General features: G+C 34.2%; 29 protein-coding genes and 3 other annotated features. Of the genes, 27 read left to right on the top strand and 2 right to left on the bottom strand.

Annotation, left to right across the window (positions count from 1 at the left end; translation table 11 throughout):
* The 14 genes from Q0U74_RS04865 to Q0U74_RS04800 all read left to right on the top strand — a co-directional run.
* A partial coding sequence (locus Q0U74_RS04865) for a DHHA1 domain-containing protein (protein ID WP_297392984.1) occupies positions 1-150 on the top strand: 150 nt, incomplete at its 5' end.
* 47 nt (positions 151-197) lie between these two features.
* Positions 198-452, top strand: a complete 255-nt coding sequence (locus tag Q0U74_RS04860; RefSeq protein WP_297392983.1) for an IreB family regulatory phosphoprotein — start codon at positions 198-200, stop codon at positions 450-452.
* A 57-nt stretch (positions 453-509) separates the two neighbouring features.
* Positions 510-926 carry a Holliday junction resolvase RuvX gene (ruvX, locus tag Q0U74_RS04855; protein ID WP_297392982.1) on the top strand — a complete coding sequence of 139 codons (417 nt, stop codon included), beginning with the start codon at positions 510-512 and terminating at the stop codon, positions 924-926.
* A gap of 8 nt (positions 927-934) precedes the next feature.
* Positions 935-1,174 carry a DUF1292 domain-containing protein gene (locus Q0U74_RS04850; RefSeq protein ID WP_297392981.1) on the top strand — a complete coding sequence of 80 codons (240 nt, stop codon included), beginning with the start codon at positions 935-937 and terminating at the stop codon, positions 1,172-1,174.
* A gap of 8 nt (positions 1,175-1,182) precedes the next feature.
* Complete coding sequence (locus tag Q0U74_RS04845) at positions 1,183-1,641, top strand: Fur family transcriptional regulator (protein ID WP_297392980.1); 459 nt, start codon at positions 1,183-1,185, stop codon at positions 1,639-1,641.
* Positions 1,641-3,302, top strand: a complete 1,662-nt coding sequence (locus Q0U74_RS04840; RefSeq protein ID WP_297392979.1) for a ribonuclease J — start codon at positions 1,641-1,643, stop codon at positions 3,300-3,302. The genes Q0U74_RS04845 and Q0U74_RS04840 overlap by 1 nt, the downstream gene beginning before the upstream one ends.
* Positions 3,303-3,345: 43 nt before the next feature.
* Complete coding sequence (locus Q0U74_RS04835) at positions 3,346-4,002, top strand: O-methyltransferase (protein ID WP_297392978.1); 657 nt, start codon at positions 3,346-3,348, stop codon at positions 4,000-4,002.
* Positions 3,989-5,218, top strand: a complete 1,230-nt coding sequence (locus Q0U74_RS04830) for a U32 family peptidase (protein WP_297392977.1) — start codon at positions 3,989-3,991, stop codon at positions 5,216-5,218. The genes Q0U74_RS04835 and Q0U74_RS04830 overlap by 14 nt, the downstream gene beginning before the upstream one ends.
* Positions 5,208-5,825, top strand: a complete 618-nt coding sequence (gene udk / locus Q0U74_RS04825; RefSeq protein ID WP_297392976.1) for a uridine kinase — start codon at positions 5,208-5,210, stop codon at positions 5,823-5,825. Before Q0U74_RS04830 ends, udk begins: the two co-directional genes overlap by 11 nt.
* A gap of 44 nt (positions 5,826-5,869) precedes the next feature.
* Positions 5,870-5,977, top strand: a sequence feature (ribosomal protein L20 leader region).
* Complete coding sequence (gene infC, locus Q0U74_RS04820; RefSeq protein WP_297392975.1) at positions 5,931-6,518, top strand: translation initiation factor IF-3; 588 nt, start codon at positions 5,931-5,933, stop codon at positions 6,516-6,518. (Overlaps the previous feature by 47 nt.)
* Positions 6,519-6,530: 12 nt before the next feature.
* Entirely contained in the window at positions 6,531-6,722 is a 192-nt protein-coding gene (rpmI, locus tag Q0U74_RS04815) for a 50S ribosomal protein L35 (RefSeq protein WP_019107680.1), read from the top strand.
* A 12-nt stretch (positions 6,723-6,734) separates the two neighbouring features.
* Positions 6,735-7,085: a 50S ribosomal protein L20 gene (rplT, locus tag Q0U74_RS04810; RefSeq protein ID WP_297392974.1), complete on the top strand. Its 351-nt coding sequence runs from the start codon at positions 6,735-6,737 to the stop codon at positions 7,083-7,085.
* 63 nt (positions 7,086-7,148) lie between these two features.
* On the top strand, positions 7,149-8,477 hold the full coding sequence (locus tag Q0U74_RS04805) for a TrkH family potassium uptake protein (protein ID WP_297392973.1): 1,329 nt from the start codon (positions 7,149-7,151) through the stop codon (positions 8,475-8,477).
* Positions 8,478-8,479: 2 nt separating this feature from the next.
* Positions 8,480-9,130: a TrkA family potassium uptake protein gene (locus tag Q0U74_RS04800; RefSeq protein ID WP_297392972.1), complete on the top strand. Its 651-nt coding sequence runs from the start codon at positions 8,480-8,482 to the stop codon at positions 9,128-9,130.
* Positions 9,131-9,163: 33 nt separating this feature from the next.
* Here the strand turns inward: Q0U74_RS04800 and Q0U74_RS04795 are convergent, their stop codons facing one another.
* Positions 9,164-9,337 carry a hypothetical protein gene (locus Q0U74_RS04795; RefSeq protein WP_297392971.1) on the bottom strand — a complete coding sequence of 58 codons (174 nt, stop codon included), beginning with the start codon at positions 9,335-9,337 and terminating at the stop codon, positions 9,164-9,166.
* A 123-nt stretch (positions 9,338-9,460) separates the two neighbouring features.
* Between Q0U74_RS04795 and Q0U74_RS04790 the strand changes: the two genes are divergently transcribed.
* From Q0U74_RS04790 to Q0U74_RS04775, 4 genes are read left to right on the top strand one after another with little or no spacing between them, the layout of a single operon-like run.
* Complete coding sequence (locus Q0U74_RS04790) at positions 9,461-10,570, top strand: DUF3048 domain-containing protein (protein WP_297392970.1); 1,110 nt, start codon at positions 9,461-9,463, stop codon at positions 10,568-10,570.
* Positions 10,571-10,615: 45 nt separating this feature from the next.
* The gene (locus Q0U74_RS04785) at positions 10,616-11,116 is read left to right on the top strand and encodes a DUF4342 domain-containing protein (RefSeq protein WP_297392969.1); all 501 of its coding nucleotides are present in this window, start codon (positions 10,616-10,618) and stop codon (positions 11,114-11,116) included.
* Positions 11,117-11,167: 51 nt separating this feature from the next.
* Entirely contained in the window at positions 11,168-11,914 is a 747-nt protein-coding gene (locus Q0U74_RS04780; protein ID WP_297392968.1) for an RNA methyltransferase, read from the top strand.
* Positions 11,911-12,600: a DUF6873 family GME fold protein gene (locus Q0U74_RS04775; protein WP_297392967.1), complete on the top strand. Its 690-nt coding sequence runs from the start codon at positions 11,911-11,913 to the stop codon at positions 12,598-12,600. Before Q0U74_RS04780 ends, Q0U74_RS04775 begins: the two co-directional genes overlap by 4 nt.
* 14 nt (positions 12,601-12,614) lie before the next feature.
* Here the strand turns inward: Q0U74_RS04775 and Q0U74_RS04770 are convergent, their stop codons facing one another.
* A complete protein-coding gene (locus Q0U74_RS04770) occupies positions 12,615-12,953 on the bottom strand; it encodes a hypothetical protein (RefSeq protein ID WP_297392966.1) in 339 nt (112 codons plus the stop codon).
* A gap of 160 nt (positions 12,954-13,113) precedes the next feature.
* Positions 13,114-13,292, top strand: a binding site (T-box leader).
* A gap of 45 nt (positions 13,293-13,337) precedes the next feature.
* Here Q0U74_RS04770 and thrS point away from each other — a divergent pair.
* From thrS to Q0U74_RS04725, 9 genes are all read left to right on the top strand, one after another.
* Positions 13,338-15,248, top strand: coding sequence for a threonine--tRNA ligase (gene thrS / locus Q0U74_RS04765; RefSeq protein WP_297392965.1), 1,911 nt, complete (start codon positions 13,338-13,340; stop codon positions 15,246-15,248).
* A 145-nt stretch (positions 15,249-15,393) separates the two neighbouring features.
* Positions 15,394-15,461, top strand: a sequence feature (ribosomal protein L21 leader region).
* Positions 15,462-15,471: 10 nt separating this feature from the next.
* Positions 15,472-15,777 (top strand): 50S ribosomal protein L21, encoded by a 306-nt coding sequence (rplU, locus tag Q0U74_RS04760; RefSeq protein ID WP_019125826.1) that lies wholly within the window; start codon positions 15,472-15,474, stop codon positions 15,775-15,777.
* On the top strand, positions 15,777-16,106 hold the full coding sequence (locus Q0U74_RS04755; protein WP_297392964.1) for a ribosomal-processing cysteine protease Prp: 330 nt from the start codon (positions 15,777-15,779) through the stop codon (positions 16,104-16,106). Before rplU ends, Q0U74_RS04755 begins: the two co-directional genes overlap by 1 nt.
* A gap of 1 nt (position 16,107) precedes the next feature.
* Positions 16,108-16,407 (top strand): 50S ribosomal protein L27, encoded by a 300-nt coding sequence (gene rpmA / locus Q0U74_RS04750; protein ID WP_019125824.1) that lies wholly within the window; start codon positions 16,108-16,110, stop codon positions 16,405-16,407.
* Between the two features lie 156 nt (positions 16,408-16,563).
* A complete protein-coding gene (gene obgE, locus Q0U74_RS04745; protein ID WP_297392963.1) occupies positions 16,564-17,832 on the top strand; it encodes a GTPase ObgE in 1,269 nt (422 codons plus the stop codon).
* Positions 17,833-17,851: 19 nt separating this feature from the next.
* Positions 17,852-18,139 (top strand): ribosome assembly RNA-binding protein YhbY, encoded by a 288-nt coding sequence (gene yhbY, locus Q0U74_RS04740; RefSeq protein ID WP_297392962.1) that lies wholly within the window; start codon positions 17,852-17,854, stop codon positions 18,137-18,139.
* The gene (nadD, locus tag Q0U74_RS04735) at positions 18,139-18,747 is read left to right on the top strand and encodes a nicotinate-nucleotide adenylyltransferase (RefSeq protein ID WP_297392961.1); all 609 of its coding nucleotides are present in this window, start codon (positions 18,139-18,141) and stop codon (positions 18,745-18,747) included. The genes yhbY and nadD overlap by 1 nt, the downstream gene beginning before the upstream one ends.
* Positions 18,737-19,309, top strand: a complete 573-nt coding sequence (gene yqeK, locus Q0U74_RS04730; RefSeq protein WP_297392960.1) for a bis(5'-nucleosyl)-tetraphosphatase (symmetrical) YqeK — start codon at positions 18,737-18,739, stop codon at positions 19,307-19,309. Before nadD ends, yqeK begins: the two co-directional genes overlap by 11 nt.
* Positions 19,306-20,184, top strand: a complete 879-nt coding sequence (locus tag Q0U74_RS04725) for an LCP family protein (protein WP_297392959.1) — start codon at positions 19,306-19,308, stop codon at positions 20,182-20,184. Before yqeK ends, Q0U74_RS04725 begins: the two co-directional genes overlap by 4 nt.
* Positions 20,185-20,187 lie beyond the last annotated feature (3 nt).

Genomic DNA, 20,187 nt, shown 5'->3' with positions numbered 1-20,187 from the left:
GAAAAGAAAATTGCCGCAGGCAAAATTATAAAAGAAATTGCAAAGGTTGCTGGCGGTGGCGGCGGCGGAAGACCTGATATGGCAACTGCTGGTGCCAAGGACTTAGCTAAAGTCGAAGAAGCTCTAAATAAGCTAAGTGACCTATTATAATATTATCAAAATAGATATTTTATGATATAATCTATTTGGAGGTAATTATGGATCAAAACAATAATACACAAATTTTTGAAAAAAGCAGTTTGGAACAAGAGAGAATTAAGAGTGTTTTAAAAGTTGTTTATAATGCTCTAGTAGAAAAGGGTTATAATCCTTCTGACCAAATTATTGGATATATATTATCAGGCGATCCCACATACATTACAAGCCATGATAATGCAAGATCCATGATACAAGAAGTAGAGCGTGATGAGCTTTTACAAGAAATGTTAAAAGTTTATTTAGAAAAGATTTGAGATGGCTAGACCATCTCTTTTACATATTATATATGTACCTGTAAAGGTTGTGGTTATATGAATAGAGTTTTAGGCCTTGATGTTGGCGATGTTTGGATTGGAGTAGCTATTTCAGATGCTTTAATGCTTACAGCTCAACCTCTTATTACAATTAAGAGAGAATCAAATAAACTTGCCTATGATAAAATTCATGACATAATAAAAGAATATAATGTAGAAAAAATAGTGGTAGGTCTTCCAAAGAACATGAACAATACTATTGGGCCACAAAGTGAAAAGGTCATGAAGTTTGCAGAAAAATTGAAAAATAAATTTAATGTTGAAATTGAGTATGTTGACGAGAGAATGACAACTTTAATGGCAGAACAAGTTTTAATAGAGGGTTCTGTTCGCAGAGAAAATAGAAAAAAATATATAGATAAAATTGCAGCGACATATATTCTGCAATCCTATCTGGATAGATTTAATTTATAGGTGATAAAATGGATAAAATAAAATTATATGATGAAGATGGTGTTGAAGTTGAATTTTTTGTTGACGCAAAATTTTCAATTGATGATACTGACTATGTTGCACTCTATACAGATGAAGAAGAGCCAGAAATCTATATATTAAAAGTGATAGAAGATGAAGATGGTGATGAGCTTCTCTCTGGCATCGATGACGATGAACTTGAAGAAGCAAAAAAAGCCTATGAAGAACTTTTGGACGAATTAGAATAGGTGATAATATGGATATAAATATTGAGCCTGTTAAGAAAATCTTAAAAGACAAGGGTTATAAATACACAAAACAAAGAGCTAAGGTATATGAAATCTTTTTGGACAATAAGGATAAACACATGACTACTGAAGAAGTTTATAATTTAGTTGCAAAGAAAGATCCTGAAATGGGCATTGCAACTATTTATAGAACTGTCCAATTGTTTCACAAGCTTGGCATTCTAGATCAAATTGTATTTGACGACAACATTGTAAGATATGAACTTAGAGTTCCAAGTGAAGGTCATAGACATCATCATCTTGTCTGCTTAAATTGCGGAAAAGTCGAAGAAGTTGATATCGACAATTTAAATGAACTAGAAGCTAAAGTTGAAAAAGAAAAGAATTTTAAGATAGTAGACCACACTCTAAAATTTATGGGTTATTGCGAAGACTGCCGCCACAAATTTGAGGAGAAGGCAAATTAATGAAAAACACTAATAAAGTGAAGATAATTCCACTGGGAGGACTTCACGAGATTGGAAAAAATCTTACAGTTGTAGAATACAGAGATGATATTATTATTATCGACTGTGGTATGACTTTCCCAGAAGACGAAATGCTTGGTATTGATGTTGTAATACCAGATGTAACTTATTTGGAAAATAATAAGCATAAGATTAAAGGACTTGTATTAACTCATGGTCACGAGGACCATATTGGTGCCATTCCTTATGTTTTAAGAAAGCTAGACTTAGACATTTATGGAACTGGACTTACTATTGGCCTATTGGAAAATAAATTAAAGGAACACAGACTTTCTAAGGACAAGCTCCATGTAGTTAATGCTGGAGATGTAGTGAAGCTTGGCAAAATGGAAGTTGAGTGGATAAATGTAAACCACTCCATACCAGATTCCTGTGCCCTTGCCATAAAGACACCTCTTGGATATGTTTATCATTCAGGAGACTTTAAGGTTGACTTTACACCAATTAGTGGCAAGCCAATTAACTTAACTAGAATTGCAGAAATAGGCGAAAAGGGCGTTATTGCCATGATTGGTGAATCCACAAACGTGCTTAGACCAGGCTATACAATGAGTGAATCTAAAGTTGGAGAAACCTTTAATAGACTCTTCCAAAACTTGCAAGACAATAGAATTATCATTGCAACTTTTGCATCAAATGTGCATAGGGTCCAACAAATTATAAATTCTGCAGAAAAATATGGAAGAAAAGTTGTCTTATCTGGTAGGTCTATGGTAAATGTTACTGAGACTGCAAGAAGACTGGGACAATTTAGGGTTAAAAAAGACACCTTTGTTGACATAAGAGATATGGATAAGTATGACGACAGCGAAATTGTTTTAATAACAACTGGTTCACAAGGTGAGCCAATGTCTGCCCTTACTAGAATTGCCTATGGAGAACACAGAAAGATTCAGCTTACACCAAATGATGCTATAATTCTTTCAGCAACTCCAATTCCTGGCAATGAAAATGCAGTTACAAAGGTTATAAATAGACTTCTTGAAAGAGGGGCAAAGGTAATTTATGAAACTCTTTCAGAAATTCATGTTTCAGGTCACGCTTGCCAAGAAGAGTTAAAACTAATTTTAAGCTTAGTTAAGCCAAAATATTTTATTCCTGCTCACGGCGAAGTTAGACATTTGATGAAACACGCAAAAATTGCCACTCAAATGGGAATGTCAGAAGAAAATATCTTTATAATGGAAAATGGAAACTGCCTAGAAATTTCGCAAAAAGATGCAAAGATTGTGGGCGATGTTCCTTCAGGAAATATTTTAGTTGATGGACTTGGCGTTGGCGATGTAGGAAATATTGTATTAAGAGACAGAAGACATCTTTCTGAAGATGGACTTATTATAGTTGTCATAACTATTACAAAAGAAGGAAAAGTTGTATCAGGACCTGATATAATATCAAGAGGATTTGTCTATGTAAGAGAATCTGAAGATTTAATTGAAGACGCAAAGAATGTTGTTAGAAAAATCTTAAAGGAAGACTCAAGAGACAATTTAAAGGACTGGAATGGACTCAAGTCTGATATTAGAGATAATTTGAGATCCTATATTTTCAAAAACACAAAGAGAAATCCTATGATTTTGCCAATTATTATGGAAGTTTAGGACATTTAGGGAATCTATTAGGTTCCCTTTTTTTAGAGGAATTATGCCAAATATAAATTACGATTATATAGAAAATTATTTGAGAAATTTAAAAGAAATTAATGATGAGAAACTAAGAGAGATGAATGATTTTGCAGAGGAAAATCATGTGCCCATAATCGAAAGGGAAAGCGAAGAGTTTATAAATTTTTTGATCTCCATGCAAAAGCCAAAAAAAATTCTTGAGCTGGGCACAGCTATTGGTTACTCATCTATTTCCTTTGCAAAGAGAAATAAGTGCATAGAAAAAATCGACAGCGTGGAATTAAAGGGTGAAATGGCAGAAATTGCCCGAAAAAATATTTCTGATGCTGGCTTAGAAAATATTATTTCTGTTCACGAAAGTGATGCCTATGATTATTTACTTGACTTAGAAGAAAAATATGATTTAATTTTTATTGACGCGGCCAAGGGTCAGTACGAAAAATATTTTGACTCTGCACTTAAAAATTTAAGGGAAAAGGGACTTATAATCTGCGACAATGTCCTCTTTAAGGGCATGATTGCAGAGGACTCCCTAGTAAAGAGAAGAAAGATAACTATTGTAAAAAGACTTAGAAAATTTTTAAAGGATATTTCAGAAGACGAGAGATTTATATCCTCCGTGGTTCCCATTGGAGATGGAGTACTTTTAGTTAGGAGAAAAGATGAAGAAGATTGAACTTTTAGCACCAGCTGGTGATATTAATAAATTAAAAACTGCAGTGGAGTATGGTGCCGATGCAGTTTATCTTGGAGGAGAAAGCTTTGGCCTTAGAAAGGCATCAAAGAACTTTTCCCTTGAAGATATTAAGTGGGCAGCAGACTATTTGCACGAAAGGGGAAAGACCCTTCATGTAACTTTAAATATTATTCCTCACGATAAGGACATTGTGGGAGTAGAAGATTACATCAAAAAACTTTATGATATTGGAGTGGATGCCCTAATAGTTGCAGACCCAGGCATGTTTATGAAGGTAAAGGAAGTTGCACCTGATTTTCCAATTCACATTTCAACTCAAGGCTCAGTTACAAATGCCCAGACTGTAAAATTCTGGCAAAAACTTGGAGCAGAAAGAGTTGTAATGGCAAGGGAATTAAGTTTAAAGGAAGTTTCTGATATTATTAAAGAAGTTGGAGATTCCATTGAAATTGAAACTTTTGCTCACGGTGCCATGTGTATGTCCTACTCTGGCAGATGCCTTTTGTCAAATTATATGACTGGAAGAGATGCCAACTTGGGCGACTGCGCACAACCTTGCAGGTATAAGTACCACTTAGTTGAAGAAAAGAGACCTGGCGAATATTTTCCAATTGAAGAACATGATGAAGGCACTTTTATCATGAACTCCAAGGACCTATGTATGATTGAGCACATTGACGACTTAATTGAAGCAGGTATTGCCAGCTTAAAAATTGAAGGCAGAGTTAAAAGTGAATACTATCTTGCCACTGTTATAAGGTCTTACAGAATGGCAATTGACGCTTACTATGCTGACAGAGAAAATTATAAGTACGACCCCTATCTTTTAGAAGAGATAAAAAAAGTAAGTCACAGAGATTTTACTACGGGATTCTTTTATGGCAAAGCCAATGAAAATTCACAAGTTTATGAAGACAACTCCTACATCAGAGGTTATGACTTTGTGGGAATTGTCCTTGATTATGACAAAGATTCAAAGATTGCAACTATTGAGCAAAGAAATAGAGTTTTTGTTGGCGACGAAATCGAAATTTTTGGTCCTGGCATCAAGCACTTTGACTACAAAATCGAAAAGATGTTAGATGAAAAGGACAAGGAAATTGAAGTTGCAAACAAGGCAAAGCAAATTTTTAAGATAAAAATAGATAAGCCTATTGAAAAAGGATTTATTTTGAGGAGAGAAAATGAAGACTAAAGCCTGCATTATTGGCATATGTGGTGGAAGTGGCAGTGGAAAAAGCACTGTCACAAAAAAATTAATTGAGCTTATTGGAAAAGAAAATGTGTCTGTAATTGAGCAAGATTCTTATTACAAAGACCAGTCAAATCTTGTATTTGAAGAGAGAGTTAAGACTAATTACGACCATCCTCTTGCCTTTGACAACGACCTCTTATTTGAACATTTAGAGATGTTAAAGGAAGGTAAGGAAATTGAAAAGCCAATCTATGACTTCTCCCTTCACAACAGAAAAAAGGAAAAGGAGATAGTTTATCCAAAGCCAATTATAATTTTGGAAGGCATCTTAATTTTTAATGAGGTAAATTTAATCGACATCATGGACATAAAAGTTTTTGTGGACACAGATGCCGATGTTAGAATTATTAGAAGAATTAAAAGGGATATGCATGAGAGGGGAAGGTCTCTTGACTCAGTAATAGACCAATACATGGCAACAGTAAGACCATCTCACCTTCAATTTGTTGAGCCTTCAAAGAGGTATGCCGATATAATTATTCCTGAAGGCGGCGAAAATGAAGTGGCAATTGATCTTTTATACCAAAAAATTAAATCTTTAGTATAAAAAATATTTGACAAGATAAAAACTATGTGTTATTATATCATCTGTTATTAAAGAAGAAGTCCGCTTCTCACCTAATGGCAAGGTCATTTAGGTTGTTTTAAAATTATGATGAATTTGCGGGCATCTTTGGGTGCCTGCTTTTTTAATTTACGGAGGTGCTTAGAAATTAAAGAACTTCAAATCAATGAAGAGATAAGGGAAAAGGAAGTCAGATTAGTAGATGATGAAGGCAATCAATTAGGACTTGTGCCTAGGATGCAAGCCATTGATTTGGCTATATCTAAGAAACTGGACTTAGTCAATGTTGCGCCAAACGCAAAACCACCAGTATGTCGTATAATGGACTATGGTAAATACAGATACGAACAAGAGAAGAAAGAAAAAGAATCTAAGAAAAAACAAAAGGTAATCAATATTAAGGAGCTCAGATTAACTCCAAATATTGAAGATCATGACTTAAATACTAAAGCTAATAGAGCTATTGATTTCTTAAAGAATGGTGACAGAGTTAAGGTTTCAGTTAGATTTAGAGGTAGAGAGATGGGTCACACTGATCTTGGACGAGACGTTCTCGACAAGTTTTATGATTTAATTTCTGAGTATGGAGTTGTGGACAAAAAACCTAAAATGGAAGGAAGAAGTCTTGTGATGTTCCTTTCAGAGAGAAAAGACAAAGATAAGTCTGATAATTAAGGAGGATTTTTTATGGCAAAAATGAAAACTCACAGAGCTTCCGCCAAGAGGTTTAAGAGAACTGGTTCTGGAAAGCTTAGAAGATTTTATGCTTATAAAGGACATTTAACTGGTAAGAAAACTGCTAAGAGACTAAGAAAACTTAGAAAGGGCAGTTTAGTTTCTAAAGGTGATCAAAAGAGAATTGATCACATGATCCCTTAATAGGAGGTAAAGATGGCTAGAGTAAAAAGAGGCGTTAACGCTAAAAAAAGACATAATAATATCCTAAAACAAGCTAAGGGATATTTTGGTGCCAAATCAAAATTATTTAGAATTGCAAACCAAGCTGTTATGAAATCTCTAAACTACTCATATATTGGTAGAAAGCAAAGAAAAAGAGATTTTAGAAAACTTTGGATTACAAGAATTAATGCTGCTGCAAGAATTAATGGCATGAGCTATTCTAAGTTTATTAGTGGTCTTAAGAAAGCTAATGTTAATATTAACAGAAAGATGCTTTCTGAAATGGCAATTAATGACCCAGCAGGTTTTGCTAAATTAGTTGAAGTTGCAAAAGGAAATTAATTTAATGCTCCCTTTAGGGAGCTTTTTTTGTATAATGTATATATAAAAATTTACGAGGGTATTATGATTAGAAAATTAAAAAAGAATCCACCTCTTATGGTATGCCTTTCTTTTTTTGCACTGATTTTCTTGGGAGCTTGTCTTTTGGACCTTCCCATAGCAAGTGCAAATGGCGAGAGAATTGGATTTTTAAATGCATTCTTCACATCTACATCGGCATCTTGTGTGACGGGACTTATTGTCGCTAACACTGCCACTCAGTGGACTGCCTTTGGAAAAGTTATAATAATTATTTTAATTCAAATTGGTGGACTTGGCACAATGGTATTTTTATCACTTATTGCCATGGCGCTTAACAAGAGAATTGGAATTACTGAGAGAAGAATTATAAAGGAACAGACAAGTGCAGACACCAGCAAGGGTATCATTAGACTTGTAATTTATATTATTAAATTTTCTTTGATTGTGGAACTTATTGGGGCGATTTTACTTGCCACAAAATTTATCCCAGACTTTGGACTTGAAAGAGGAATTTTATTTTCTATCTTTCATTCAATTTCTGCCTTTTGTAACGCAGGCTTTGACATCATAGGAAATTCTCTAACGGATTATGTGTCTGACTTTACTGTCAACATGACAATTTCACTTTTAATAATTTTTGGCGGTTTAGGTTTCACAGTTTTTATTGACATATATAGAAAGAGAAGATTTAAAAATTTAAGTCTTCACTCAAAGGTTGTAATTTTCTTTACGGCAATGCTACTTTTAGTGGGCACTCTTGCTTTTTTCTTAATTGAATACAGGAGTCCAGCTATGGCAGGTTTGTCTCTAAAGGGGAAAATTTTATCTTCATTTTTTATGTCTGTCACAGCAAGAACAGCAGGCTTTAATACAATCGACATAGGAAAGATGCAAGAAGGCTCTGTAATTGTAACTATTATGCTAATGTTTATTGGGGCATCTCCTGCATCAACTGGTGGAGGAATTAAGACTACAACTTTTGGAGTTTTATTATCATCAACAATTTCTGTTTTAAGGGGAAATAAGGAGACAGAAATATTTCACAAGTCAATACCTTATGAAACTCTTATAAAATCTCTTTGTATTTTCACCTTGGGTTCTTTCTTAGTAATATTTTCATCTCTTTGGATTACGCTAATTGAGCAGGGAAAATTTTTATATTTAGATATTTTATACGAAATTGTTTCAGCCTTTGGAACTGTAGGAGTAAGCAGGGGTATTACTGCAGACTTAAGTTCTCTTTCCAAAATTATTTTAATTGTCTTAATGTATCTTGGAAGAGTGGGAGCAGCAACCTTAGGTGTTGGAATTTTAGATACACATAGAAAGAAACATACTAGATATTCAGAAGGAAAAATTATAGTGGGGTAATTATGAAGACATTTATTGTATTTGGCTGTGGTAGATTTGGCTCTACTGTTGCCACAAGATTATATGATTTAAAAAATGATGTTGTAATTGTAGATTGTGACGAAGAAAAAATTGACGCAATTTCAGAAAATGTCACTGAAGCAGTTATATGTGACCTTGAAGATGAAAAGGCAATGACAGAGCTTGCACTAAAAAATTATGATGTTGCAGTAATTGCCATTGGAGAAAATCTTGAAGCTGCCGTAATGGCAGTCCTTGCATCAAAAGAATCGGGAATCGAAAAAGTTATTGCCAAGGCACCTAATTATAGATTTGGAAAAATTTTGTTAAAGTGTGGGGCAGATAAAATTATTTTCCCTGAAAGAGACATGGGATTTAGACTTGCAAATAATTTATCCAATGATTATTTACTAGATGCCAATGAAATTTCTAAGGGCTATACTATTTATGATTTAAAGGCAAGCCCAAAGATGAATGGTAAAGAAATCCGTGACTTAAAACTTAGAGAGGATTATAATTTTAATGTTTTAATGGTTAAGAGAGCTGGAGAAAATTTTGTAAACCCTCTTGCTTCTTTTAAGATTAAAGAAGAGGACATCTTAACAGTTTTAGGTTCCGATAAGGATATTAAAAGATTTACAGAAGCAAATTAATAAGGGCAGTTGCCCTTATTTTTTTTGCAAAATTTATAAAAATTTTTTTAGAACGAATTCATATACAAGCAGAAGCCAAGCTATGAGGTTAAAGATATAGGAGAGCTTGCCTCTTAGCTTTTCATCTTTAACTATTTTTGTGTATTTAGTTAAAAAGTATCCAAACAAAGCAGTAAGATAGACAATTATTTCAAGATATTTAATCATAAAATCACCACCTTTTTTTATTTTATCACAGACAAAATTTTTAAGTAATACTTTGTTTACATATTATCCTTTATAAACTACAATTAAGTTAATACATAAAAGAAATCAGAAAGAGGAGAGACTATGAAAAAATTAAAAAAACTTTTACTTATGACTTTAGTGGCGACTTCACTAATTGCCTGCAACAAAGACACAAACACAGCCAATGCACCTAAGGAAGAAGTAAAGAAAGAGCCAGAAAAAATAGTTTACTACACACCACTTACTCATGAAGAAAGAGATAATGAAGAACAAGCCAAGAAAAAGATTTTTGCAGTTATGCTTGACAATCACGACGATGCAAGACCTCAAGCACAAATTTCTAAGGCTGACATAATTTATGAGTACAGAGTTGAAGGCGAGTTCACAAGATACATGGCACTATTCCAAAGTAATTTCCCTGAAGGTGTGGGACCAGTTCGTTCTGCAAGACCTTACTTTGTGCAAACTGCCAAGGAATATAATGCAATTTATGCTCACTGGGGCGGATCTGAAGCAGGACTTGCTGAAGTTAGAAATAGACATGTAGTTGACCTTGATGGAATTGCCCTTGAAGGAATAGTCTTCCACAGAAATAAAAATGTTGGCAAGCGTGCACCTCATAATGGATATATTTCCCTTCCTGAACTCGAAAATTATTTAGTTGAGAAAAAGGGCATTGATGTAAATGACAACACTATATCACTAAATTTTTATGACAAGATTGCAGAAATTGAAGGCATAGATGTAAAGGAAATAACACTAAACTTCAACAATAGATACAAGACAAAATTTATTTATGATGAGGCAAGTGGAAAATATAAATACATTCGCCAAGATAAACCTGTTATTGATGAAGCAACAGGGGAAGAATTTTCTACAGATAACCTAGTTGTCCTCTTCCAAAAGGGAGTTGTAGCTGGACCTAAGGGAACTTTAAAAATGGCAAACATAGGAAGTGGTACAGGACTTCTTCTTCAAAAGGGAAAACTTGCTCCAATAAGTTGGGAAAAGGCAAATGAAGATGCAAGGACTATCTTAAAGTATCCTGATGGGACTGAAGTTAAATTTTATCCAGGCAGAACTTTCTTCTCAATAGTTGATGAAGAAAAGGACGCAGTTTACCAAGTTCCACAAACTGAAGGTCAAGAAGGCCAAGATTCTTCTTCTGCAAATACTAATGCAAAGGCAGACGACCAAACTGCAAAAAAATAATTTTAAAATATTTTTCTTGGGTAAGTATAAACACGAGGTGATATTATGATTAATATGACAAAAATTGATTACGTTATAAATGCTACTGGAGCATCCTATGAAATTGTCAGAAAGGCACTACTTGATAGCGACGGCGATGTTGATGAAGCTATAAAATTCATAAGCGATGAAAAATATGACGAAAGCGCTGAAGCTTCAAAGGTTTTCGAGAATGAAGAAGAAAAAGAATCCTACGAAAATCGTGAAAGTAAAACAGGAAGAGAATATGTTGACGAAGTTATAAATTATCTTGACGAAATTGTTGACGCAATAAAAGAAATTTGGAGAAAGGGCAATGCAAGGAGACTTGTAGTGGAAAAGGGCGACGAAACAGTTCTATCTCTTTCCCTAACTACATCTGCCATTGGAATGATTTTGGCGCTTCCTGCATCACTTATTGGAATTTCTGCAGCCTATGTTTATGACTACTCCTTTAAAATAATTATGGAAAATGGCGAAGTCATTGATGTCAAAGAGTATTTAAAGGACAAAAGTAATTTTAAATAAGATAAAAGCTAAGAGCCCTACGGGGCTTTTTTCTTTAAGGCGAGGAGCAAAATGATAATCACAAGTAAAAACAATGAGACCTATAAATTTTTAAAGAGTTTAAAGGAAAAAAAATACAGACAAGAGCATGGACTTTTTATGGTGGAAAAGCCCCTGGTAATGGAAGAGGCAAGGGACTTTAGACCAAAATATATTGCCATAAATGAGACTTCCCTTAAGGAAAATAAATTTTCTGACATAATAAAAAGAGTAAAGGAAGAAGACTTATTTATTTTTTCAGACAATATTTTCAAAAATCTTTGCGATGCAGTGACTTCACCTGGCATAATTGCCTACTACAGTGAGGTTCACAGAGAGTTTCATGAAGAGTCTGGGAAATTTTTGTACTTAGATGACATAAGAGAGCCAGGAAATCTTGGAGGAATGATTAGATCTGCTGATGCCTTTGGTCTTGATGGTCTAATTATTTCGCCAAACTCCTGTGATTTATACAATCCAAAGACAGTTAGGTCCTCCATGTCATCAATTTTTAGGGTCCCAATTTATTTTATGAGCCGGGAAGATTTGGTGAATTTAGATTTTAATATTATTGCAACTTCACTTAACAACTCAAGATCCACAAGGGACTATAAATTTAAGGACAAGGACATTGTAGTAATAGGCAACGAGGCAAAGGGAGTATCCGACTTTTTAATGTCTAATGCCAAGGGTTTTTTAAATATTCCAATCTCTCCCAATGTTGACTCATTAAATGCCAATGTTGCGGCATCAATAATAATTTACGAGATGATGAAATGAAATATGTAATTGTGGCAGAAAACTTTCCAGAAGACTCTGCCGAAAAATTAAAAGCTTATGGAGAAGTAGTGAGGACTCGTGCCAACAAAAACCTTTTAAGGGGGCTTGACACTCATCCAGATATTTTAGTCCATCCACTGCCAAAGGGAGAGCTTGTTGTGGACAGGGATAATTTGGAATACTATAAAAAAATTTTTCCAGACAAAAAAATCCTTCCCTCTCACTCAATTTTGTCAAAAAAGTATCCAAAAGATGTGCCCCTAAATGCCTTCACTTTTAAAAATTATTTCATCCACAACTTAAAATTTACAGATAAAGTTCTCTTAGATTATTACAAAAATTCTGCCTATGAGTTGATAAACATTAAGCAGGGCTATGGCAAGTGCTCTTCGCTTGTGACAGAGGACTTTATCATTACAAGTGACGGAGGAATTTATGAAAGCCTAAGGGACCTTATACCGATTTATAAAATAAATCATGGGGAGATTAGACTTCAAAACTTTAACTATGGTTTTATAGGTGGGGCAAGTGGAGCCTTGGGCAAAAAAATATTCTTCACAGGAGATTTTTCTCATCACTCATCCCATGAAGAAATTTTAAAAATAATAAAAAAACATGACTATGAATTTGAAATTTTATCAAAGGATCCTATAGAAGACTATGGTTCAATATTTTTTATAAAATAATTTACAAACTCCTCTTAAGGAGTTTTTTTATTGTACTTAATTAAGTAAAGGGAGAAAAAAAGTCCAATCACAAAGAAAATTATTGAAGTGAAAGAGTAGTCAACAACTTTGAAAAAATAGAAGATAAAAAAGTTGTTATAAAGAATAGGTATAAGTAAAATATAGAAAAAATAAAAATTTTTATTTTTGTATATAAGGGGTAGTGAAATTAAAATAGGTAGGGCAAGGGAACTTAGACCATGAAAATTTAAAAATGCAAAAAACCCATAAAAACTTTCTTCAAAGACAGGAAGAATTGGTATTGATGCTATTATTATGATAAAAATTAAAAAATATTTTAACTTATTTTTCATACTTACCTCCAAATAATTTTTTCTTCTTTAATAATATCAAAAAAAAGAAAAAAATTGTTTTAAAAACTTTTCACAGGGTAATAAGTGTTAGTAGTTGAGAGAGAATTTCTCTTTACTCTTGAATTTTTAAAAATTATATGTTAATATAAGAGCAATTTTAAAAATGGCTTTGATAAGAAGAGTAGATTATATAAAATTTTTAGAGAGGAAATGGCTGGTGCAAGTTTCCAATTTTGTATTTTTGAAAACTAACTTGGAGCCCCATAGAAAACTATGGCGTATGGATGCGTTAAATCCCTTGAGTTTAATTAAGGTGGAACCACGGTCATCGTCCTTTGGGATGATGACTTTTTTTATTTTATTTTTTAATTTTAGGAGGATATGATGATAATTAAATACCCAGATGGATCACAAAAGGAATATGAAAGTGGCGTAAAGGTAAGTAAAATTACTGGAGACATCTCCCAAGGACTTCTTAGAGATTCCCTTGGCGCAGTTGTCAATGGAGAAATTTTAGGACTTGATGATGAAGTTTATGAAGATGCTCACTTTAAAGTTGTAAAATTCGATGACATTGAAGGAAAGAAAATTTTATGGCACACTGCATCTCATTTAATGGCTTATGCAATTAAGGAACTTTATCCAGAAACAAAATTTGCCATTGGACCTTCAACTGAAGCAGGCTTCTACTATGACCTAGACCTTGAACACAGATTTGTTGATGAAGATCTAAAGGCAATTGAAGACAAGATGAAGGAACTTGCTAAAAAAGATCTTTCAGTAGAAAAAATGGAAGTTTCAAGAGAAGAAGCAATAAAGCATTTCAAGGAACAAAATCAAGATTATAAGGTTGAACTAATTGAAGACCTTCCAGAAGATGAAAAGATCACAATGTATAAGATTGGCGACTTTGTTGACCTTTGCAAGGGACCACATCTTCTTTCAACTAAAAGAATTAAGGCAATAAAACTTCTTTCCATAGCAGGTGCTTATTGGAGAGGCGACTCAAATAACAAGATGCTACAAAGAATTTATGGTATTGCCTTTGAAAAACAAAAACAATTAGATGAATACATTGAAAGACGCGAAGAAGCTGAAAAGAGAGACCACAGAAAACTTGGAAAAGAACTTGACCTCTTTAGCATGCACGAAGAAGGACCTGGCTTCCCATTCTTCCATCCAAATGGAATGATTTTGAGAAACACTCTACTTGATTGGTGGAGAGGAGTTCTAAATGAAAATGGTTACGGAGAAATCCTAACTCCAATTATCTTAAACGAAGCTTTGTGGCACAGATCAGGACACTGGGATCACTATAAAGACAACATGTATTTCACAAAAATTGACGATGGAGATTATGCTGTTAAGCCAATGAACTGCCCAGGTTCAATTTTAGTTTACAATTCAAACAATCACTCATATAGAGACCTTCCAATTAGACTTGCTGAATACGGAATTGTTCACAGACATGAACTTTCTGGAGCACTTCATGGACTATTTAGAGTAAGAACATTTACTCAAGACGATGCCCACGTTTACTGCTTATTCTCACAAGTTAAAGACGAAGTATTTAAGATGATTGACCTTGCTGATTACCTATACAGCACTTTTGGATTTAAATATACAATTGAACTTTCAACAAGACCAGATGACTACATGGGAGACCTTGAATCATGGAACTTGGCTGAAAAGTCACTTAAAGAAGCCCTAGAAGAAAAGAAACTTCCATACACAATTAACGAAGGCGACGGAGCTTTCTATGGTCCTAAGATTGACTTCCACCTAGAAGATGCCATTGGAAGAACTTGGCAATGTGGTACAATCCAACTTGACTTCCAACTTCCAGAAAACTTTGACTTAACTTATGTTGATGAAGATGGAGAAAGAAAGAGACCAGTTATGCTTCACAGAGCCCTACTAGGTTCAGTTGAAAGATTTATGGGTATCCTAATCGAACACTTTGCAGGAAAATTTCCACTATGGTTATCTCCAGTACAAGTTGAAGTTATCCCTGTATCTGACAAATTTAAAGATTTTGCAGAAAAAATTGCAGACAAACTTCACGCTGAAGGACTTAGAGTTCACCTTGATGGTCGTACAGAAAAAGTTGGCTACAAGATTAGAGAAGCACAAGTTAAGAAGATTAACTACATGCTAGTAATTGGTGAAAAAGAAGAAACTTCTGGCAAACTTTCTGTTAGAAAGAGAAATGGCGAAGAAATTGATGGCGTTGATGTAGATGAATTTATCGCATCACTAAAAGAAGAAATCAAAAATAAGACAATAACTGACTAATTTTAAAAATTTCAGTTGAAAATCTTATTAAATAAAGATAAAATCTAAGCAGGTGAAAGCCTGCTTATTTTTTATTATTTTATTTGAGGATTTGTCTAAAAATAGCAAATAATTTCTTTACAAAGCCAAGTCCTTGTGATAAAATACATTGATGTAACCGCACAGAATAGGTTTAAAACTTCGGTGCCTATAATGGCGAGTCTTGTAATGAGGAGGTGCTACAATGTACGCAATTATTGAAACAGGCGGAAAACAATATGTTGTTGAAGCTGGTGACAAAATTAAAGTTGAAAAATTAGATGTAAAAGAAGGCGACAAAGTAACTTTTGACAAAGTTCTTTTTGTATCTGGTGATGAGCCTAAAGTTGGTGCTCCATTTGTTGATGGTGCAAAAGTAGAAGCTAAGGTATTGGCACAAGGTAAAAACAAAAAAGTTGTTGTTTACAAATACAAATCTAAGAAAAACGAAAGAAAGAAAAACGGACACCGTCAACCATACACTTTAGTTGAAATTTCAGGTATTAACTAATGACTAGTATTGACCTTTACAAAAAAGGCGATTATTACTGTGGATTTAAGTCTTGTGGTCATGCAGAGGGCGAATTTGATAAAATTGTCTGCTCCAGCATTTCTACTCTCACTCAAACTCTTTATTTCACACTGATAAATAAACTTGGAGTTTGTGAAAGTGAAATTAAAGACACACAGGGCGACGGATTATTAAAAATAGAAATTTTAAATAGTGATATTTTTAAAAGAAAAGATATTCAAACTTGTTTTGAATTTATGATAATGGGGATTGAGCTTATCGATGAAGCTTACCCAAAATATTTGACACTAAAGATTTTGGAGGTGTAAAATGATTAAATTTGATTTATTGCTTTTTTCTTCAAAAAAGGGAGCAGGTTCTTCTAAGAACGGTCGTGATTCAAACTCAAAAAGACTTGGAGTTAAAAGAGGCGACGGTCAATTTGTTCTAGCAGGCAACATCTTAGTTAGACAAAGAGGAACAAAAATCCATCCAGGCGAAAATGTTATGAAGGGTTCTGACGACACTTTATTTGCTACAGCTGATGGTATTGTGAGATTCACAACTAAGGGCAAGGGCGGAAAGAAATTCGCCAATGTTTACGAAGAAGAAAAAGTTGAATTAGCATAAAGATGAAGCAAGGGAAACCTTGCTTTTATTTTTTTCTTTATTTCTTTGTAAAATCTAAAATTTCACCAAGATTTTACATATTTGACATAAGGTTCAAGTTTTCACTACAATTCTTTGTTAGTTCTATGATATAATTTTAGAAAATGCGAGGTAAAAATGTTTATAGATATAGCAAAAATAAAATTAAAAGCCGGAAAAGGTGGAGATGGCGCTGTCGCTTGGAGACGAGAAAAGTTTGAACCAGCTGGTGGACCTGCTGGAGGCGACGGTGGAAGAGGCGGAAGCGTAATTGTAATGACTGACTCTGGACTTCACACCTTGATGGATTTTAGATACAAAAGAGAATACAAGGCCGAAAATGGACAAAATGGCATGAACAAATTAAAATTTGGAAAAGATGGCGAGGACATAATCTTAAAGGTTCCCGTTGGAACTCTAATTAGAGATGCAAATACCAAGGGTGTCATCTACGACTTAAAGGAAAACAATATGTCTGTCACTGTATGTAAGGGTGGCAAGGGCGGTCTTGGCAATGCAAGATTTAAAACATCAACAAGACAAGCGCCAGCCTTTGCCCAAGCAGGAAATGTTGGCGAAGAAAGAGAAGTAATCTTAGAATTAAAACTTCTCGCTGATGTGGGACTTGTCGGTTTTCCAAATGTTGGCAAGTCAACCCTACTTTCCATAGTAACATCTGCCACTCCAAAGATTGCAAACTATCACTTCACTACACTTTCTCCAAACCTTGGAGTTGTAAAAGTTGATGAAGGCGAGTCCTTTGTTATTGCAGATATACCAGGTCTTATTGAAGGGGCGTCTGAAGGAATTGGACTAGGCGATGAGTTCTTAAAGCATGTTGAGAGAACTGGAATTTTAATTCACGTTCTTGACATTTCCGGCTCTGAATATAGGGACCCCGTTGAAGACTTTTATAAGATCAACGAAGAACTTGTTAGATACAATGACAAGTTAGGCGAAAAGAAGCAAATTATTTTTGCCAACAAAATGGACATGCCAGGTGCCCAAGAAAATCTAAAAAAATTGGAAGAAGAATTTGGCGACAAATACGACATTATAGCAGGCTCTTGTGCAACTACAAAAAATTTGGACAAATTAATGAAGCTAACATATAATAAGCTACAAGAAGTAGATTATAGTGACTACAAGACCTACGATGAAGAGCATGTGGAAGAAGTTACAAGAGAAGAAGGCATAAAAGTATTTAAAGATAATGGCGAATACTTTGTTGAAGGACCTTATATCGACAAACTTCTTCGATCCACAAATTTTGACGATTACGACTCACTTAAATATTTCCAAGAAAATCTTAGAAAGAATAAAGTTGTTGAAAAATTGGAAGAACTTGGGGCAGAAGATGGATGCTCTGTATTTATTGGCGGCTATGAATTTGAATTTTTTGAATAAATAATAGATAGGAGAAAGAATGTTAACAGGAAAAGAAAGATCATATTTAAAGAGCCTTGCCCACAATATGGACCCACTTATCCAACTGGGAAAAGATGGCATAAATGAAGGCTTTTTAAATCAAATAGATAAACTTTTAGAGGATCACGAACTTGTAAAGATAAAAGTTTTGCAAAATGCACCCGTAGAAGTTGACGAAATTGTTGACGAAATATTAGAAAAAACTGGGGCAGAATTTGTGCAAAAAATTGGCAAGAAACTTACAATTTATAGAGAATCTAAGGAAAATAAAAAAATAGAATTGTAATGAAAAAATATGGAATTTTTGGAGGAACTTTTAACCCCATTCACTACGGTCATCTTATGATTTGTGAATATTTAAAGGAAGAGCTTGGACTCGACAAAATTATTTTTATACCGACAGGCAATCCTCCTCATAAGGACCTTGATGTTTCGGCAGAGGACAGGTATGACATGGTAAAGCTCGCCATTGAGTCAAACCCAAATTTTGAAATCTCTGACATTGAAACTAAGAGGGTAAAATTATCCTACACTGTTGATACAGTTATAGAGCTTAAAAAAATTTATAAAGAAGAAAAACTATTTTTCTTAATTGGTCTGGACACACTTTTCCAACTTAAAACTTGGAAAAAAATAGAAGAACTTTCAAAGGAAATTGATTTTGTTGTGGCACTGAGACCAAAATATATAGATATAGAAGAGATAAATAGAGAAGTAAAATTTTTGCGAGATAATTATGGCACCAGTGTGGAAATTATTCACACACCACTCTACGAAATTTCTTCAACGGAACTTAGAGAAAGAATTAAAGAAAAAAAATCTGTTAGATATTTAATTCCTGAAGAAGTTGTGAATTATATTAAGGAAAGCGGGTTTTATAAAGATGACCTATGATATAGAAAAGTATGAGAAAGAAATTCGTGAGAGAATTGGCGAAAAGAGATTTCTTCACACGATTAGGGTAAAAGACACAGCCATAAAGCTGGCAAAGATTCACCATGTAGATGTGGAAAAGGCAGAAATTGCTGGCTTCTTACATGACTGTGCAAAAATAAAAGATAAAGAAGAACTAATTAAAACAGCGAAGGAAAATAATCTTCTCCTAACTAAGGAGATGCTGAAAGCTCCGCAAATTATACACTCTTATCTTGGAGCCCTCTTTGCAAGAGAATTTTATGGCATAGATGATGAGGACATTTTAAATGCCATTACTTATCACACAACTGGCAGAGCTAATATGTCTGACCTTGAAAAAATAATTTTTTTGGCAGATTATATTGAGCCTATGAGAAATTTTGACGGCGTAGAAAGGGCAAGGGAACTTGCAAATAATGATTTAGACGCTGCCATGTATTTCGCCCTAAATAACACCCTAAGATTTTTAGTTGAGCGTGACTTTTACATTGTACCAACCACAGTTATAGCTAGAAATTTTTATAAGGAGATGGATACTTGAAAACTTTTTTTAAAGCCTTTGTCACAACAATTATAGTGGTTTTAGTTTTGGCGCTAGCTGGCGTGGCAGGATACTTTTATTTTCTAGGAAATGAAGACGACGGCAAGCTTGACCAAGATGGAGAAAATCTTCAATTTTTAATGCTTGGAGTGGACTCTCTTGACTCAAAAAAAGCAGATAATGCCAGGTCAGATACAATTATGGTAGTAAATGTAGATGGCAAGAGCAAAAAGGTAAATATAATTTCAATACCAAGGGACACTTACACAAAGATTAAGGGTTACAAAAAGACAAAAATCAACCACTCCTTTAAGTATGGAGGAAGTGAGCTCACTCTTGACACTGTAAATAACCTTCTTGGTACAGATATAAAATATTATGTCACAGTGGACTATAGATTTGTAGAAGATGTAGTGGATAAAATTGGCGGAGTTACAGTTGATGTGCCCATGGACATGAAGTATGAAGACCCAACAGCAGATCCACCTCTGACAATTGATATAAAAGAAGGGACACAAACACTTAATGGCTACGATGCCATTGGATTTTTAAGATTTAGAAAGGGCTATAAGGACGCAGACCTTGGCAGAGTAAAGGCACAGCAACAATTTATGGCGTCACTTTTATCTAAGATGAAGGAGCCAAAGACTTTATTAAAGGCACCCTTCCTCATAGGCTCTTATGTAAACTACTCTGAAAATAATATTCCAGTAAAAAAACTTATTAAGGTGGCAGCCAATATGCGTAGCATAGGCACAGAGGACATAACAACAAATACACTTCCAGGCAGCCCAAAATATATAGGTGGAATTTCTTATTTCATTCCAGACGAGAAAAAAATAAATGTAATGCTTTTAGAATATAATTTCAAATAGGAG

It is taken from the genome of uncultured Peptoniphilus sp. (genome assembly GCF_946998875.1).
Taxonomy (GTDB): Bacteria; Bacillota; Clostridia; order Tissierellales; family Peptoniphilaceae; genus Peptoniphilus_A.
This window is presented reverse-complemented; position numbering and strand designations above follow the sequence as displayed.